The sequence below is a fragment of the Zhongshania sp. R06B22 genome (assembly GCF_040892595.1).
In the GTDB taxonomy this organism is placed as follows: Bacteria; Pseudomonadota; Gammaproteobacteria; order Pseudomonadales; family Spongiibacteraceae; genus Spongiibacter; species Spongiibacter arctica.
Genome location: NZ_JBFRYB010000001.1, coordinates 1,655,655 through 1,670,343, shown reverse-complemented (window position 1 = coordinate 1,670,343; position 14,689 = coordinate 1,655,655). Strand labels below are relative to the sequence as shown.

Below are 14,689 nucleotides of genomic sequence, written 5' to 3'. Positions count from 1 at the left end.
ATTTACTGCCTGCAGCCTATGCAATTACAAGGGAAATCGCCGACAATAGCGCTCCCGTTTCCATTGCCTGATTAGACAACTGCTGTGGCGCGGTCTGGGAATCAATCATGTTTTGGACGCCACAAACTGGACAGCGGGATAATACTGCGCTGAGGGTATTTGTTGTTCATACAGCAACGTCCATGAACGTACTCTTAGAAGTACACAAGAAATAAGACATAATCCATAAGTCTTGCGACAGCCCGCAAGATAATATGAAGCTGAACATAGGATTCTTGGAATATAGCTATGAGTGAACATTGTATTATCATCGGCGCCAGCCACGCTGCGGCCCAATTGGCCGGCAGTCTTCGCCAAGAGGGTTGGGAGGGCCGAATATCCATTGTCGGCGACGAGCCCTATCTGCCTTACCATCGCCCGCCTTTATCAAAGGCATTTTTTGTCGGCGAAAAATCAGAAGATGAGCTGCTCATTCGCTCGGCTGAGTTCTATGACAAAAACAATATTGACCTGCTATTGGGCTCGGCGGTTACCCACATTGATCGCGACGCAAAAAAAATCACCCTCAAAGACGGCGCTGAAATTAGCTACACCAAGCTCGCTCTCACCACCGGTGCCCGGGTCCGCAAGATCCCATTTACCGGCAGCGAGCTTGCTGGCGTCTTCTATATGCGCGATCTTAACGACGTAAAGCAAACCCATAAGTTTACTGGTCCGGGCAAGTCGGCGGTCATTATTGGTGGCGGCTATATTGGTCTTGAGACCGCGGCGTCGCTGCGCAAAATCGGTATGAATGTCACCGTTATTGAAGCGATGGAGCGTGTGCTCCAACGCGTCACCGCACCAGAAGTATCAGCTTTTTATAGCCGCATACACCGGGAAGAAGGCGTCGATATTCGCACCCAAGCCGGTGTCGAGGCCATTGTTGGTGATCAACATGTTGAGGGCGTGCGCCTTGCCGATGGCAGCACCATCCCCGCCGATCTGGTCATCATTGGCGTGGGCGTTATCCCAAACATCGAGCTAGCCGAAGCAGCGGGACTCAACATAGACAACGGTATTGTGGTCGACGAATTTGCCACCACCAATGACCCCGACATTGTGGCTGCCGGCGATTGCAGCAATCACTACAATCCCATCTACATGCGTAAGCTGCGCTTAGAATCCGTACAAAATGCCACTGATCAAGCAAAGATCGCGGCGAAAAGTCTCTGTGGTAAACCTCAAGCTTATTCAGCTCTACCGTGGTTTTGGTCAGACCAGTACGATCTAAAGCTCCAAATCGCGGGACTCTCGCAGGGTTTTGACCAAGTTATTATCCGCGGCAACAGTGAAGAGGGGCGCAGCTTTGCAGCATTCTATTTCAGTGAAGGTCGTTTTATCGCGGTCGATGCGATTAACCGCCCGAAAGAATTCATGATGAGTAAGCGCGCGCTCAGCAGCGGCCAGACGGCTGATCCGCTGAAGCTCGCTGACGAGTCGATTGAGATGAAAGACGTATTCAACTAATTCAAAGTATGAGAACACAGACGATGCCATTAATTTTCTACACATCACATGACGGTAACATTCAAGAAGTTCACGCCGAAGTGGGCGGCAGTGTTATGCAAGCAGCAGTTGATAATGGTATCGACGGCATTCTTGGCGAATGCGGCGGCAGCTGCAGCTGCGCAACCTGCCATTGCTATGTTGATCCCGCATGGGTGGCTAAAACCGGCGAAGCCGATAGCACTGAGAACGAAATGCTCGAGTGCGTATTAGAACCGCAAGAAACTAGCCGTTTAAGCTGTCAAATTATTATTACTGATGACATGGACGGCATGGTTATCACCATGCCAAAGGCGCAATACTAGGTTTCACACCATTGCATAGGGCTTAATAAAGCCCTATGCAAAAGTCACGTCCTGTTATCCGCCGCCAATGATCGCTTGAACTAAGCGAGCCGCCAACTCGGGTTAAAATAGGCTTTTTCAAGCGGATTCGACCACCGCACTGGACTGATTCCGGGCACTCGGCAGACAATATATGCCAGCCTTTGGCAATCCTCCCGCGCACAGTTTATAATCTGCGCAGATTTATCCACCCCAAACGCAATCTGAAATGGAAGCCCACAATGAGCTACAACCAAATTCCAGCTGGCAAAGATTTGCCTAATGACATCTACGTTGCTATCGAAATTCCTGCGAATAGCAGCCCGATCAAATACGAAATCGAGAAAGAATTCGATGCGCTGATGGTCGATCGCTTCATGGCAACTCCGATGTTTTATCCAGCTAACTACGGCTACATTCCCAATACCCTGTCTGAAGACGGCGATGCACTAGATGTGCTTGTAGTTACCCCCTACCCCGTCGTGCCAGGCTCAGTTATTCGCGCGCGCCCAATCGGCATCCTCAATATGAGTGATGAAGCTGGTAAAGACGCTAAATTAGTCGCCGTTCCACACGACAAATTGAGCGTACTTTATCAAGACGTGAAAGAACCTTCTGATCTGCCCGCCCTGCTGATTCAGCAAATCGAGCATTTCTTTGAAAACTACAAAGATCTGGAAAAAGGCAAATGGGTTAAGATTGATGGCTGGGCTGGCAGCGAAGAAGCCAAAGCAGAAATCATGAAAGCTGCTGCAGCTTACAAAGGCTAGGGTCGACGACGGAGCCGCGCTGTCGGCTCCGTAGCACCATGCCTAGCAACACCCAGCAAGGCCATCGAGAATCTAAAACCTTTCATCATAGTTAAATCCAGACATAAAAAAACGGCGCCTAACAATAGACCCCGCTCTCGTTACCATCACCCTGCCAGTATCGACCGACAGCAGTATTAAAACACTACGATACGTTTGGCATCGCTTTTAATAAGCGTTGATAAAGCTTGGTATTTTTGCGAATCGTTTTGTGCTTCGCATAAGCTTCTACTGCCCGGTTCCAGGCGTCATCACTACCATGAGCATTAAGAGAGAAACTGGTACAAACAGTTTTATTTTCCACCTTTGAAGCCACCCCCACCTGAAAAATAGGCGTTAAGTTGCCACTTTTTTCTGTCTTAAGTAGGTAGCTAATTCCGCGCACAGTACCATCGCTTTTAAAACAACGGTCCTCTTTGGTTTCATCTAAATACCGATTCTGCTGCGCCTCCAATACTACATCGCGCGCTAGCGCTTCCTTCTCAATATCCTTCTTTTTCTTACCTTCAAGACGGCTACCGCCGGTTTTCAGCGAGAAATACTCCTGATACAACTTACCCGCCACGGTACGACGCACCCTATAGCCATAGAAAGCTTTGTTATCCAGTAGTTTAACGCTCACATTAACCTCGCTTTTCCTGTTTCGTCACTATAACCCGAAATATAACATATGTAATTTAATAAATCTGACACCATTATATAGCTGCGCTAGGTGTCTTCGTTGACGTATTGATCCATGTTCAAAGCTGGTAGCTCTGCCGATAATGCGCCTACTTGTTTCGCCGGCACCCCAGCAACCGTGGAATGTGCCGCTACATCGTTCAAAACCACACTACCCGCCGCAATTTTTGCACCATCAGCGACCACAATCGGTCCCAATACCTTTGCTCCGGCGCTGATCAAAACGCCATCACAGATACGCGGATGACGGGGTCCTGGACCACTACCACAGCCGCCTAAGGTCACCGAATGCAACATTGACACATTATTACCAACAACCGCGGTTTCCCCAATGACTAGGCCCGTTGCGTGATCCACCATAATTCCACAACCAAGTACGGCAGCGGGATGAATATCTACGTCAAAGACACTGGCTATTCTGTTCTGCAAGAATAGCGCCAAAGACTCACGCCCCTGCAACCATAACCAATGGGCAATACGATATGCCTGTATCGCTTGAAAGCCCTTAAAATATAAAAACGGCATACCGTAGTGATCACAGGCTGGATCACGCTCAAAATGAGCACAGATATCCATAGCCGCCGCGTCGACGATGCTAGGATCACTGGCAAACGCTTCATTAAACACATCTCTAATCAACATTGCCGGTACTGAATCACAATCCAGCTTAGCTGCAATGTGAAAACTCAATGCATCGGCGAAGTTTGCATGATTCAAAATGCTAGCGTGATAGAAACTCGCCAAAACCGGCTCATTGCGGCCGTATTCCCGGGCCTCAGTGGTCATTGCAGACCACATTTCATTTACGCTTAAACTCATAGTAACTCCCGACCGCGTAAGGCATCAGCATAGGACGCTGGGTAACAACTCGCTGGCACCGCAATATAGCGTCTATAAATATGGGGTAACTCTCTCAAAATTGCGTCTTTTAAACACAGGTCTTCCCGCCGCTGCAAGGCCTGATGAAGAAGCTCAGCGTGCAATGCCAAATCACAGAACGCCGCCAAAGGTGCATAGCTTAAATGCCAGCGCTCTGGCGCAATGCCACCGCGATCAATATTATACGGCCTGAAAAAGCCATTACCCCTTCCCGCCGCAAACTCACCATCAAGCCATTTATGAAATGGCCCAAACACGCCCTCATCTGCCACTTCCGCTGGCGTTAATTGCACTTGGTAGTCACTAGCTACCGCCGCCGCGTCATACACGTCAATATCCGTGCCCCAGTGATGCCGCGATGCTCCAGGCAGCGCCGACCAACGCAGAATAGCTGCCATTAGCTCAAGCTCAGACAAAGAGGCCCAATCCAAGACCAATCCCGTATCGTCTAACAGCAGCCGCTCACCCGCCGCCTTGGCATTCCAAATAGCCAGTTGACGTTCAAAACTGCGAAAACCACTCGCAATCCGTAGTTCAAAACCTGAGCTAGCCGCAGCAGCTTTAAGCGATGTTAAAGGCGCAACAATATCCTGGTGGACCAGAATACCGTCAAGCATAATCATCGCGGATTCATCGAGTCCTAGCAGGAGTTCAGTGCTGATGTCGTGACTATTCAGATTTAACATATTTTAGGTAGAAATTATCCCGGCAGTTGAGTTGTGGCTAGCCAAAGCATCATACTACCGGCAATTGATGTGTGTTGAAATTCCGGAGAACAACGACGTGGAAAACGCCCCGCTAGGAAAAAAGAAAATCGCTCTCGCTCTCGGCAGTGGATCGGCAAGGGGCATGGCTCATATTGGCGTTATTCAGCGTCTAGAGGAACTGGGCATTAAACCCGATATTATCTGTGGCACCTCTATCGGCTCGGTTATCGCGGGATGCTACCTCACCGGCAAGCTAGAGCACTTCACTGACTGGATTCAGTCCCTCAGCACTGCACAAGTACTGCATTATATGAGTGTCAGCCTGACGGCCACTGGCGGTGTTGCCCAGGCCACTAGGCTCATAGAGTTCTTTGTAAAAGAATACGGTGACCCCAATATAGAAAATTTGAACACCCCTTTTGCCGCCGTCGCCACCGATCTAATACGCGGTCGCGAAGTTTGGTTACAGCGTGGCCCGCTGTGGGATGCGGTGCGCGCATCCATGGCTGTTCCGGGTATTTTGACGCCTGTAGCATTCGGCGATTCCTGGCTGGTAGACGGCGGCTTGGTTAATCCGGTCCCGGTCTCGGTATGCCGCGCCTTGGGTGCCGACATTATTATCGGCGTCGACCTCAATAGCGATTTAATTGGCCGTCAAAGGGTGATGACCGACGCCAAGGTGCCCGCAAACGAAGAGACCATCGAAGAAGAGGAATCTGAAGAGGAAGCATTAATAATAGCGGCAGATGCCGAAGATGACCCATCCCTAGGTGCAGCCTTCGGTCGTCTTGCGGCCTCAATCAAAGACGCGGCCAACAATTTCCGTAGTTCAGACGCGACGAAAAAACCAGAGCCGCCCAACACCATGAGCGTGATGATGAGCGCCATTAATATAATGCAGGATCGAATTACCCGCAGTCGCCTCGCCGGCGAGCCCGCTGATATTATGTTGTGGCCGCGACTTGGGCATATTGGCTTACTGGAATTCAGCAGTGCTGCAGAGGCCATTGTAGAAGGCCGCGACGCGGTTGATAGAATGTTACCCGCCATTCGCCATGCGTTTAACAGTGAAGGTGACGATCGCTTCCTAGAGTCCACTGACTAGCGCAGCACAACAAACAAATTCAAACAGTTTATATTTCATTATGCATATACTTTGTCGACTTGAAGATATAGCCGAACCTGGCTCTAAAGGGTTTAAATTTAAAGACAAATCCCTATTCGCCGTGCGCCAGCGAGGGCAGGTTTTTGTCTATCAAAATAGCTGCCCTCACCTCGGCATCGAACTAAATTGGCAGGACGATCAATTTCTCGACTTCGACAACTCACTTATTCAGTGTGCGACCCACGGCGCCTTGTTCATTATTGAATCGGGGGAATGTATTGCGGGGCCATGCCACGGCAAAACACTTGAATTCGTGGCCAGTAAAATCGAAAACGACTGCGTGATCCTCATAGATAACTTTACGTAACGTAGGTGGTAAGCTAAGTCACTCAGCGGAGCTAGCTCACAAAATCACGGGAAGCGGGTCTGCCAGAAAAATTTCAGACTCATTAATGACGGCCTTATAGGCAAGCACCTCAAGCCCATGCTCCGCCGCTAATTTAAGTGTTTGCGCATACACCGGATCAATTTCCGCAGCAGGTCGCACAACATCAATCCCCTCATGCAGGACCGCAAACAACAGGACTACTCTAGCGCCTTGTCGCCGCAAATCAAGCAAGTCTTCAATATGACGCACAGCTCTGGTACTGACCGCATCGGGAAAAGCGCCAATGCCCTCACCGCAATGCAAGGTCACCGACTTCACCTCAATATAGCAGTCGGGTAAGGCCGTCTTGGGAGAAGATAAAAAGAAATCTATGCGACTACCAGACGCCAAGGTCTTTTCACGGTGAATATTGGTGTAAGCAGCTAATGGCGCTATTCTGGACGCCGCCAAAGCCTCAGCCACCAAGCCATTCGCGCGGGCTGAATGAATGCATATCATCGCCCCAGAATCACTTTCAACAAGCTCCCACGTGTAAGCATACTTGCGCTTAGGATTGTGGCTATCTAGTAAGTACACACGACTGTCCGCCACCGCACACCCCGTCATGGCTCCGGTGTTGGGGCAGTGCACCGTTAATTCCTCGCCACTGTCCAAAACCACATCGGCTAAAAAACGCTTATAGCGTTTTAATAAGTGCCCTTGCACTAATCTTTCAGGCCACTTCACGCCATACTCCGTCACAACTCAAAAAAAGGGGGGTTAACCGCAATCATACCTTATGCCCCACCAAGCCACGATTTTCCACGCCAGAACAGTGCCTCATTCCCGCCGCCAATGCGTCAATCTGTACCATCTCGAACATAGCAATGTTAATGTGAGTGCTTCAAGAACCTAATCGATAACATCTGCAAGGCGTTAATTACCGTAGGATTTTTATGTGTAATTTACGAGCAACACCCTAGTATAAAAACAACAACGTGCTGTAAAAGAGTATTCATTGTGATTAAGAAATTTTTACTAGGCCTCGGCCTACTTATACTTATTATGGTATTGGTAATCTGTATAGGGCTAATACAACCTCACTTATTGCGAGGATTAATCGGCAGCAGCGCCCAACGTTTTGCCGGGCTTGAAGTGGAGATTTACGACATTCAATCCCACCTCAAACCATTGCGCTTTGAAATCAGCGGCTTGCGTATTAATAATCCCGAATGGCCACGACCTGAACTACTGGCCTTAGCCGACATCACTATTGCTCTCACCCAAAGCCCCTTTAGTCATCTCGCTTTTTGGGAACTTAGCGCCAAGAAATTAGATATCAACCTAGAGCAAAATAAAGCCGGTGAACTTAATTGGATAAGCAGTAAATTAAAACCTGAGGTCGACACTCCGATTCCTGAGGAGATCAGCAGTGGCCCGAAACTCCCCGGGGATTTCAATTTCAATCGCATCGTTATCAAGGACGTCACCCTAAACTGGAGAGATAAAAAAGATAATCGAAGCCATGTTTACCTGCCGGAAGTTACTGCAGAGCGAATTGAAGCCGGCAACGGCCATTTCTATATTGGCCTAGACTACTTAGAACAACATATTGAGTTAAATAGCGCGATTACCCTATTCGACCCCTTACAGGGGATACTCGGCTACGATTTATCACTACACCATCAAGACCTTGATATTAAGAGCAAGGGTAAGTTATTTCTCAACCCAAATTTAAGTGGCAGCACCCTATCAATTGATATCGATTTGCGCAGCGCCGATGCACTTGCCACATTAGTAAATACTGAAATCCCTGTACTACCAAAAACAAAATTCTCAAGCAATATCGCGATTACGCCAAATTACGAACTACGCGATATCGTCCTTCAGCTAAACGGTAATATCATTGAGGGCAACGTTAACGTTAATGCAGAAAGCTCTGCTGTTGACGCAAGCTTACGCTCCGCGATGCTGGATATAGATAGCTTATTGCCGTCCCCGCCAGCCCAGACTGAGGAGAATACTAATACTGCCAAAAACACCTTGTCACCAAACTCCTCGTCACCCAGCCCGGCGGCGCAAAGTAATACCCCAGTAAAAGAAGCGGAAATCGATTGGGCATGGCTGGACGAAACCGATGTAAAACTCAAACTTAATATTGAAAAACTCAAGGCCGTGGGTTGGCAACTGACCAAGCTAAATTCCGACATCACACTAAAGCAGTCCATCGATGTCAAAGTGAGCGCCAGCCAAATTTCAGAATTGGCGAGCAAACGCGACATAGATGATTTTTCAGCCGACATTCGCCTACAGCCCCTATCAAAAAAGACCTCTGGCCCCGACGTGCAGCTGTCCCTAAAAACCAAACAACAAGGCATCGCCGCCACCGTCACTGGCAAACTTAATCTTAATGGCCTGCCAGGAACTGAGCTGCAAGTAAACGCGGATGCCGAGGCCAGCAAAGCGGTTTGGACCCTCGCCCAACTTCCCTGGCAGGAGGCCGGCAAGCTATCAATAGCAGCCACTGTTAAAACCAGCGACGACAGCTACGCCCTTAAAGGTAGCGGTCGGCTAGGTCAGCAAAGTAGCGACCTCGATCTCAGTTTTACACCGGCCATAAGGCCTGAAGAGATACCCGCACTGAGCGGCAGCGTCGCCTTGCGTAAAATTGACCTCGCCTTTCTCTCGGCGCCGGTCAGTGCCGATAATAATAATACTGAAACCAAATCGCCGGCTAAATCGTCAAAGACAAAAATGATTAGTAACGATCCCTTAGCGCTAGAGGCTTTAAAGTCCATCAATGCCAAGCTGCAAATAGAGCTTGAAGATATCGACACCGGCTATAACTTTATTAAAACGGCGAAATTAAAGCCCACTTTGCAAAATGGCTTGCTGCACCTCAAAGATACCACTGTCAACTTTGATGGCGGCGAAGCCAAAGTTGCGCTGACACTCGATGCGAGTAAAACCATCCCCGAGCTTGATATTCGGTTCAGTGTCGATGCCGACGACTACGGCAAGCTGGGCCTAAATAAAGCGGCTGGCATCGACAAGGGCAAGGGTCGCATTCGTCTAGACGCCGACAGTAAAGGCATTAGCCCACATCAATTAGCCGCCAATATGAACGGCAAATTAGATATAAAAATTACTGACTTGCTAGCTCAAGGCAATGCCCTAAATCTTATCGGCTCTGACGTTCTTAGCGAAACCATCGACAAGCTCAACCCCTTTTCCGAAGCGAAAACGAGCACCGAGATAGAATGCGTTGCGGTGCATTTTAAAGGTAGTAAGGGTAAGTTTTTTAGCGACGATGGGATTGCCTTAGAAACTAAGCAAACCAAAATCATCGGCACCGGCAATATTGATATCGGCAAGGAAGAGTTATTACTCGGGGTTTCCCCTATCGCCCGCACAGGAGTTGGTATTAATGTTGGTGCGGCGGCAGGTTTAGTTAGACTGGGTGGCACCTTTAGTAAGCCCAAGATTGTCGCCGACCCTGCCGGCATGTTCACCTCGAGTTTGTCGACCGGCGCCGCCATTTACACCGGCGGGCTGTCGCTGCTCGCACAGGGCCTGATCAAGCGGGCGATCTACGCAGGTAGTGCCTGCGACGGTGATATCGATGACATCCCAACGGTGGAAGAACTGCCGGATGAAATTTTGAACCCCCGTGGACCAGAGGGCACGTTGCCACAAGGCGATCAAAATACCGCTACATCAATACAGTCAGCGATGCCTTGACGGCGACTACTTGTGCAGACAGACCAGCTTAAAGCCGTCGTGTTCAAGTAGCACTTCGCTAGCACTAAACAAACCCAGGGCTTTGCGCTCAAGGGGGATAAACTGATTAACGACAAATAGCGCTCGGCCCTGCCGCGCTAATAAACGATGGGCTGCGGCTAAGAAACGATCAGTCAAGGAACCCGCCACCGCGAAACCCTGATGAAATGGCGGATTACATAGCACCATATCGACGGGACCCTGCAAACCGGCGGCGCAATCTGCCAATACCAACTCAGACCTTAATCCGTGGACACTACAGTTTTTTTCGGCGGCTAATATCGCACTGGCATTATTATCCGTTAACAGCCATTGTGCGTCTGGCAAGCACTGCGCTGCCATCACCGAGATAAAGCCATAACCGCAGCCAAGGTCGGCAACCCGGGCAGGCGGGCTATCAAATTTACTTAAAAAGTCCGGCAAATATTCTATAAGCAAGGTGCTACCGCGATCCTGCTTTTGCCAGCCAAATACCCCTGGTTTACTGAATAACTGTGGGACTAGCGCAATTTCCCGAATCAAGGTGTATTGGCTGTCATCTAGCAGTGAGCTTGGCGCCTGCTGTTTGATAATTGTCGCCACATACGCAGCTCCGTCATGCTTTTTAATATCCGCACTGCAGCCCATCAACGCCGCCGTTTTCTTTGCATAGTTATGCAGGCCATCATTTTTGTGGCCGCTGAGTAGCAAGCTACCGCCCACCGGTAAACGCACTAAAGCCTGATTAATAATGTAATGCACTAAGGCCTTTTCTTTGGATACGCGATAGCACACTGTTTGTGGCTGAGCCATATCCATAGGAATATCAAAGTCACCCAGCTGCGTTGTATATCCGCCCTCTCGCAATTGATCGGCGATATCACAGCGATTGGTAAAACATTGCCAATCGCTCTGTGCTGGTGGCAGGGCAAAACCAGCAATATGTTCATCAGCAAACCACCAAACCGGAGAGGGTAGCGGAGAAAATTGCCGATAAAGCGCCGCTAGTGCGGTATCCGCAGTACGTCCCTCACTGCCCATCGAACCTTCTCCAGTTTTAGATTTCGACTTAGCTTTAGGCTTCGATTTAGACATGGTCATTTCTTTCCTGTGGCGCAGCGCCTGTCAATAAACAGAACCCGCCTACTTAGTCTCAGTGTGGTAAACACTAGCAATTTCTTCCGCGCTTAAGGCGCGGTATTCACCTTCCAGCAGTTCGGCATCCAAGTGAATCTCCCCAATTGCCTCTCGGTGTAAACGGACAACCGCATTGCCCTCTGCGCCAAACATACGTTTCACCTGATGGTAGCGGCCCTCACAAATTTTCAATCTTGCGATACGCTCATCCAAAATCGTCAGCTGCGCTGGCAGGGTCCGCGCTTTGTCATCTTTTAAAAACACACCCTGCGCAAACTGCGTTACGGTGTGCTCTGGAATAGGGTCGGCAGTTTCTACGTAATAGGTTTTCCAACACTTGCGCTGGGGTGAGGTTATTGCATGCGACCAGTTGCCGTCATCGCTTAGTAGCACCAGCCCCGTTGTATCTATGTCTAGCCTTCCGGCTGCGTGTAAATGCTCTGGATTATCTTCATCCAATAAATCCAGCACGGTGGAATGACGACGATCGCGCGCGGCGCAGACAACGTCTTGGGGCTTGTTGAGCATTAAATATCGCGGACCAAGAGGACGTAACAGACTCCCCATAAGAGTGACACCGGCCTCGGCCGGTATCAGCTGCCCCGGATCGCGGACCGAACTACCATCAACGCGAACATCACCGGATTTAATCAGTTTTTTGGCATCACTGCGGGAATAATCAGTCACGCTGGCCAGATAGCGGTCCAAGCGTATTGGCTTGTTAGAAGTCTTCACAAATCCTAGCGCCCTTAAATAATGCCGGTATTGTCGGGTAACTACTCTGACGCTTCAAGCAGGCAATAAAAAAAGGGCCCTAAAGGCCCTTTTATTTCACGTCTTGCTTGGGTCAGATTTACTGAGCGTCCGCACCGGCTTCAACGTTTGCATTAATTTTAATATTAGTCAGGCTGCGCAAGGCCGCTTTTTTCTCTTCCATACTTGCTTTGGCTTCGGCTTTGGCTTCGGCGCGCTTCTGCTCCCGAGCTTCGGCATCGGCTTTAGCCTGCGCATCACGCTCTTCTTTGGCTGCTTTTCGCTCAGCTTTTTCAGCTTCTGCTTTGGCTTTCATTTCTTCGCGCTTAGCTTTCGCTTCGGCTTTCTGCTCTTCAGCATTGGCCTTCATCTCGTCACGCTTAGCTTCAGCATTGGCTTTCGCTTCGGCTGCTTTAGCATCGATATTGGTGTCAACACTGATATTGGCTTCTGCTTTGGCTTCTGATTTAGAGTCATCACTACCGAGACCAATACGGCTTAAAAAGCTGCCTTCAGCTGCCATTACACTGCCACTCAAACCCACTAATGTAGCTGCGATTACAATATTTTTCATTTTCATGGTGATATCTTCCCCGTTTGTTTTGTCACACTTGTTATGTGGTGTTCATTGTAGAGAAGCATTCCGGTGTGACAAGTAATCAATCGCGTAATTTTCACCGCAACTTTTTTATAAGATTACGGTCCTGTTCAGCCCCGAGTCAGCCTCTATCAAGCCAGAGATTAAATTAATGCTCTCTTGTCGCCCGGAAGCGTACCTCAGGATGACGCTCTTCGGTCAGCGCTAAATTAACCCGAGTCGGTGCCAGATAGGTTAAATGTCCACCGCCATCAATCGCGAGATTATCCGCACATTTACGCTTAAACTCCTCAAATTTCTTAGGATCATCACACTCAACCCAACGAGCGGTGTACACATTAATGGGCTCATATAGAGCCTCTACCTTGTACTCATCTTTGAGGCGGTAACTCACCACCTCAAACTGTAAATTACCCACGGCGCCCACGATCAGATCGCTATTGCGCTGCGGCATAAACACCTGGGTAGAACCCTCTTCGGAAAGCTGCTGCAAGCCTTTTTGTAATGCCTTACCTTTTAAGGGATCACTCAGACGAATGCGCCGAAACAGCTCTGGAGCAAAATGCGGGATGCCAGTGAATTTGAAGTTCTCACCTGAAGAGAAGGTATCGCCAATCTGGATGGTGCCGTGATTGTGCAGACCAATAATATCCCCAGACACCGCTTCTTCCACCAGCTCCCGATCACCGGCCAGAAAGCTCACCGCATCCACTATCTTGACGTCCTTACCCAGCCGCACATGACGCATTTTCATGCCCTTGGTATAGGTGCCTGAGCAAATACGCATAAAAGCGATACGATCCCGATGCCTTGGGTCCATATTCGCCTGAATTTTAAATACAAAGCCTGAAAACTCGGTTTCCTTGGCGCTTACTTCACGATTGTCGGTAGCACGATCCAGCGGCTCTGGTGACCATTCAACAAAGCCATCAAGCATTTCCTTAACACCGAAATTAGACAGGGCAGTACCAAAAAACACCGGAGTCTGCTTACCTGCTAAATACGCGTCGCGGTCGAAGAAATGGCTGGCACCACGAACTAACTCAATTTCTTCTAAGAAGTTATCGTATTCATCATCAAGTAATTTGCGCGCTTCGTCATTATCCAAACCCTTGATTTGGATGTCTTCGGCGATCACTGAACCTTTACCCTTGGTAAACACATGAATGGTATCGGTATAAAGATTATAAACACCCCTAAAATCTGAACCCATACCAATCGGCCAGTTGATGGGCGCGGCGGCAATACCTAATACGCTTTCCACTTCATCCAATAACTCAATCGGGTCACGGATATCCCGGTCCATCTTGTTCACAAAACCCAAGATAGGGGTGTCGCGAAGGCGGCAGACATTCATCAGTTTAATCGTGCGATCTTCCACGCCTTTGGCGCCATCGATAATCATCAGCGCCGAATCCACCGCCGTCAGGGTGCGGTAAGTATCCTCAGAAAAATCCTCATGACCAGGCGTATCGAGCAAATTAACGATTCGATCGCGGTAAGGAAACTGCATAACAGAGGAAGTAACAGAAATTCCCCGCTCCTTTTCCAGTGTCATCCAGTCAGACGTAGCAGCGCGGTCATTCTTCTTGCCCTTAACTGTACCCGCCACCTGAATCAACTGCCCGAGCAGAATCAACTTTTCAGTGATAGTGGTTTTACCGGCATCGGGGTGAGAAATAATCGCAAAGGTGCGGCGCTTGGCGATTTCCTGCTGTAAAGACGATTTCGACATCTGAATGGGTCTTCTGGCTTAAATAATGGGCGCGATCTAAAGACTGTCGCGGCGGAGGCGCGATTCTACGTTATTTACGCTGTTTTTTCACGAATCATACTCAGTAATAACTAGCACTCACCCAGAAAACTCAGACAGACCAAAATCATCGCCACAACGCCCCTCATCCAGGTACTCCGCCCTATTCACACACCACAACTCTGGCGCCAAAGCCACTAATCCAGTAAGATGCACGCCCGCTGTCACTCTGGCAACGAGCATCACGCCGCGACATGCGACATTTTTGAG

At 49.2% G+C, this 14,689-nt stretch carries 14 protein-coding genes; 6 read left to right on the top strand and 8 right to left on the bottom strand.

The features are described from left to right. Nucleotides 1–288: 288 nt before the first annotated feature. The 3 genes from AB4875_RS07510 (at nucleotide 289) to ppa (ending at nucleotide 2,641) form a co-directional block, all read left to right on the top strand. Nucleotides 289–1,509 carry an NAD(P)/FAD-dependent oxidoreductase gene (locus AB4875_RS07510; protein ID WP_368375436.1) on the top strand — a complete coding sequence of 407 codons (1,221 nt, stop codon included), beginning with the start codon at nucleotides 289–291 and terminating at the stop codon, nucleotides 1,507–1,509. 23 nt (nucleotides 1,510–1,532) lie between these two features. Continuing rightward, nucleotides 1,533–1,853, top strand: a complete 321-nt coding sequence (locus AB4875_RS07505; RefSeq protein WP_368375435.1) for a 2Fe-2S iron-sulfur cluster-binding protein — start codon at nucleotides 1,533–1,535, stop codon at nucleotides 1,851–1,853. A gap of 260 nt (nucleotides 1,854–2,113) precedes the next feature. After that, the gene (gene ppa / locus AB4875_RS07500) at nucleotides 2,114–2,641 is read left to right on the top strand and encodes an inorganic diphosphatase (RefSeq protein ID WP_368375434.1); all 528 of its coding nucleotides are present in this window, start codon (nucleotides 2,114–2,116) and stop codon (nucleotides 2,639–2,641) included. Between the two features lie 184 nt (nucleotides 2,642–2,825). On the opposite strand, the gene AB4875_RS07495 is transcribed toward ppa, so the two are convergent. The 3 genes from AB4875_RS07495 to AB4875_RS07485 all read right to left on the bottom strand — a co-directional run bounded on the left by AB4875_RS07495 (nucleotide 2,826) and on the right by AB4875_RS07485 (nucleotide 4,926). Continuing rightward, nucleotides 2,826–3,302, bottom strand: a complete 477-nt coding sequence (locus AB4875_RS07495; RefSeq protein WP_368375433.1) for a hypothetical protein — start codon at nucleotides 3,300–3,302, stop codon at nucleotides 2,826–2,828. Nucleotides 3,303–3,388: 86 nt separating this feature from the next. Then, nucleotides 3,389–4,180, bottom strand: coding sequence for a serine O-acetyltransferase (gene cysE / locus AB4875_RS07490; protein WP_368375432.1), 792 nt, complete (start codon nucleotides 4,178–4,180; stop codon nucleotides 3,389–3,391). Continuing rightward, complete coding sequence (locus AB4875_RS07485) at nucleotides 4,177–4,926, bottom strand: M15 family metallopeptidase (protein WP_368375431.1); 750 nt, start codon at nucleotides 4,924–4,926, stop codon at nucleotides 4,177–4,179. The genes cysE and AB4875_RS07485 overlap by 4 nt, the downstream gene beginning before the upstream one ends. A gap of 97 nt (nucleotides 4,927–5,023) precedes the next feature. Here AB4875_RS07485 and AB4875_RS07480 point away from each other — a divergent pair, with 97 nt between their 5' ends. Then, nucleotides 5,024–6,052 carry a patatin-like phospholipase family protein gene (locus tag AB4875_RS07480; protein WP_368375430.1) on the top strand — a complete coding sequence of 343 codons (1,029 nt, stop codon included), beginning with the start codon at nucleotides 5,024–5,026 and terminating at the stop codon, nucleotides 6,050–6,052. 40 nt (nucleotides 6,053–6,092) lie between these two features. Next, entirely contained in the window at nucleotides 6,093–6,419 is a 327-nt protein-coding gene (locus tag AB4875_RS07475; RefSeq protein WP_368375429.1) for a Rieske (2Fe-2S) protein, read from the top strand. 36 nt (nucleotides 6,420–6,455) lie between these two features. Here AB4875_RS07475 and sfsA read toward each other — a convergent pair whose 3' ends face one another. Continuing rightward, a complete protein-coding gene (gene sfsA, locus AB4875_RS07470) occupies nucleotides 6,456–7,166 on the bottom strand; it encodes a DNA/RNA nuclease SfsA (protein ID WP_368375428.1) in 711 nt (236 codons plus the stop codon). Between the two features lie 273 nt (nucleotides 7,167–7,439). Here sfsA and AB4875_RS07465 point away from each other — a divergent pair, with 273 nt between their 5' ends. After that, the gene (locus AB4875_RS07465) at nucleotides 7,440–10,160 is read left to right on the top strand and encodes an AsmA family protein (protein ID WP_368375427.1); all 2,721 of its coding nucleotides are present in this window, start codon (nucleotides 7,440–7,442) and stop codon (nucleotides 10,158–10,160) included. Nucleotides 10,161–10,166: 6 nt separating this feature from the next. On the opposite strand, the gene AB4875_RS07460 is transcribed toward AB4875_RS07465, so the two are convergent. From AB4875_RS07460 to AB4875_RS07445, 4 genes are all read right to left on the bottom strand, one after another. Continuing rightward, nucleotides 10,167–11,273: a class I SAM-dependent methyltransferase gene (locus tag AB4875_RS07460; RefSeq protein WP_368375426.1), complete on the bottom strand. Its 1,107-nt coding sequence runs from the start codon at nucleotides 11,271–11,273 to the stop codon at nucleotides 10,167–10,169. A 48-nt stretch (nucleotides 11,274–11,321) separates the two neighbouring features. After that, nucleotides 11,322–12,050 (bottom strand): pseudouridine synthase, encoded by a 729-nt coding sequence (locus tag AB4875_RS07455; protein ID WP_368375425.1) that lies wholly within the window; start codon nucleotides 12,048–12,050, stop codon nucleotides 11,322–11,324. Nucleotides 12,051–12,168: 118 nt separating this feature from the next. After that, the gene (locus AB4875_RS07450) at nucleotides 12,169–12,648 is read right to left on the bottom strand and encodes a hypothetical protein (RefSeq protein WP_368375424.1); all 480 of its coding nucleotides are present in this window, start codon (nucleotides 12,646–12,648) and stop codon (nucleotides 12,169–12,171) included. Between the two features lie 166 nt (nucleotides 12,649–12,814). Next, nucleotides 12,815–14,401 (bottom strand): peptide chain release factor 3, encoded by a 1,587-nt coding sequence (locus AB4875_RS07445; protein ID WP_368375423.1) that lies wholly within the window; start codon nucleotides 14,399–14,401, stop codon nucleotides 12,815–12,817. Nucleotides 14,402–14,689 lie beyond the last annotated feature (288 nt).

What these genes read in the sequence shown, in the direction of transcription:
- AB4875_RS07445 (WP_368375423.1), bottom strand. Translation starts at nt 14,401, where the DNA reads ATGTCGAAATCGTCTTTACAGCAGGAAATCGCCAAGCGCCGCACCTTT.
- ppa (WP_368375434.1), top strand. Translation starts at nt 2,114, where the DNA reads ATGAGCTACAACCAAATTCCAGCTGGCAAAGATTTGCCTAATGACATC.
- AB4875_RS07475 (WP_368375429.1), top strand. Translation starts at nt 6,093, where the DNA reads ATGCATATACTTTGTCGACTTGAAGATATAGCCGAACCTGGCTCTAAA.
- AB4875_RS07460 (WP_368375426.1), bottom strand. Translation starts at nt 11,273, where the DNA reads ATGTCTAAATCGAAGCCTAAAGCTAAGTCGAAATCTAAAACTGGAGAA.
- AB4875_RS07510 (WP_368375436.1), top strand. Translation starts at nt 289, where the DNA reads ATGAGTGAACATTGTATTATCATCGGCGCCAGCCACGCTGCGGCCCAA.
- AB4875_RS07450 (WP_368375424.1), bottom strand. Translation starts at nt 12,648, where the DNA reads ATGAAAATGAAAAATATTGTAATCGCAGCTACATTAGTGGGTTTGAGT.
- cysE (WP_368375432.1), bottom strand. Translation starts at nt 4,180, where the DNA reads ATGAGTTTAAGCGTAAATGAAATGTGGTCTGCAATGACCACTGAGGCC.
- AB4875_RS07505 (WP_368375435.1), top strand. Translation starts at nt 1,533, where the DNA reads ATGCCATTAATTTTCTACACATCACATGACGGTAACATTCAAGAAGTT.
- AB4875_RS07485 (WP_368375431.1), bottom strand. Translation starts at nt 4,926, where the DNA reads ATGTTAAATCTGAATAGTCACGACATCAGCACTGAACTCCTGCTAGGA.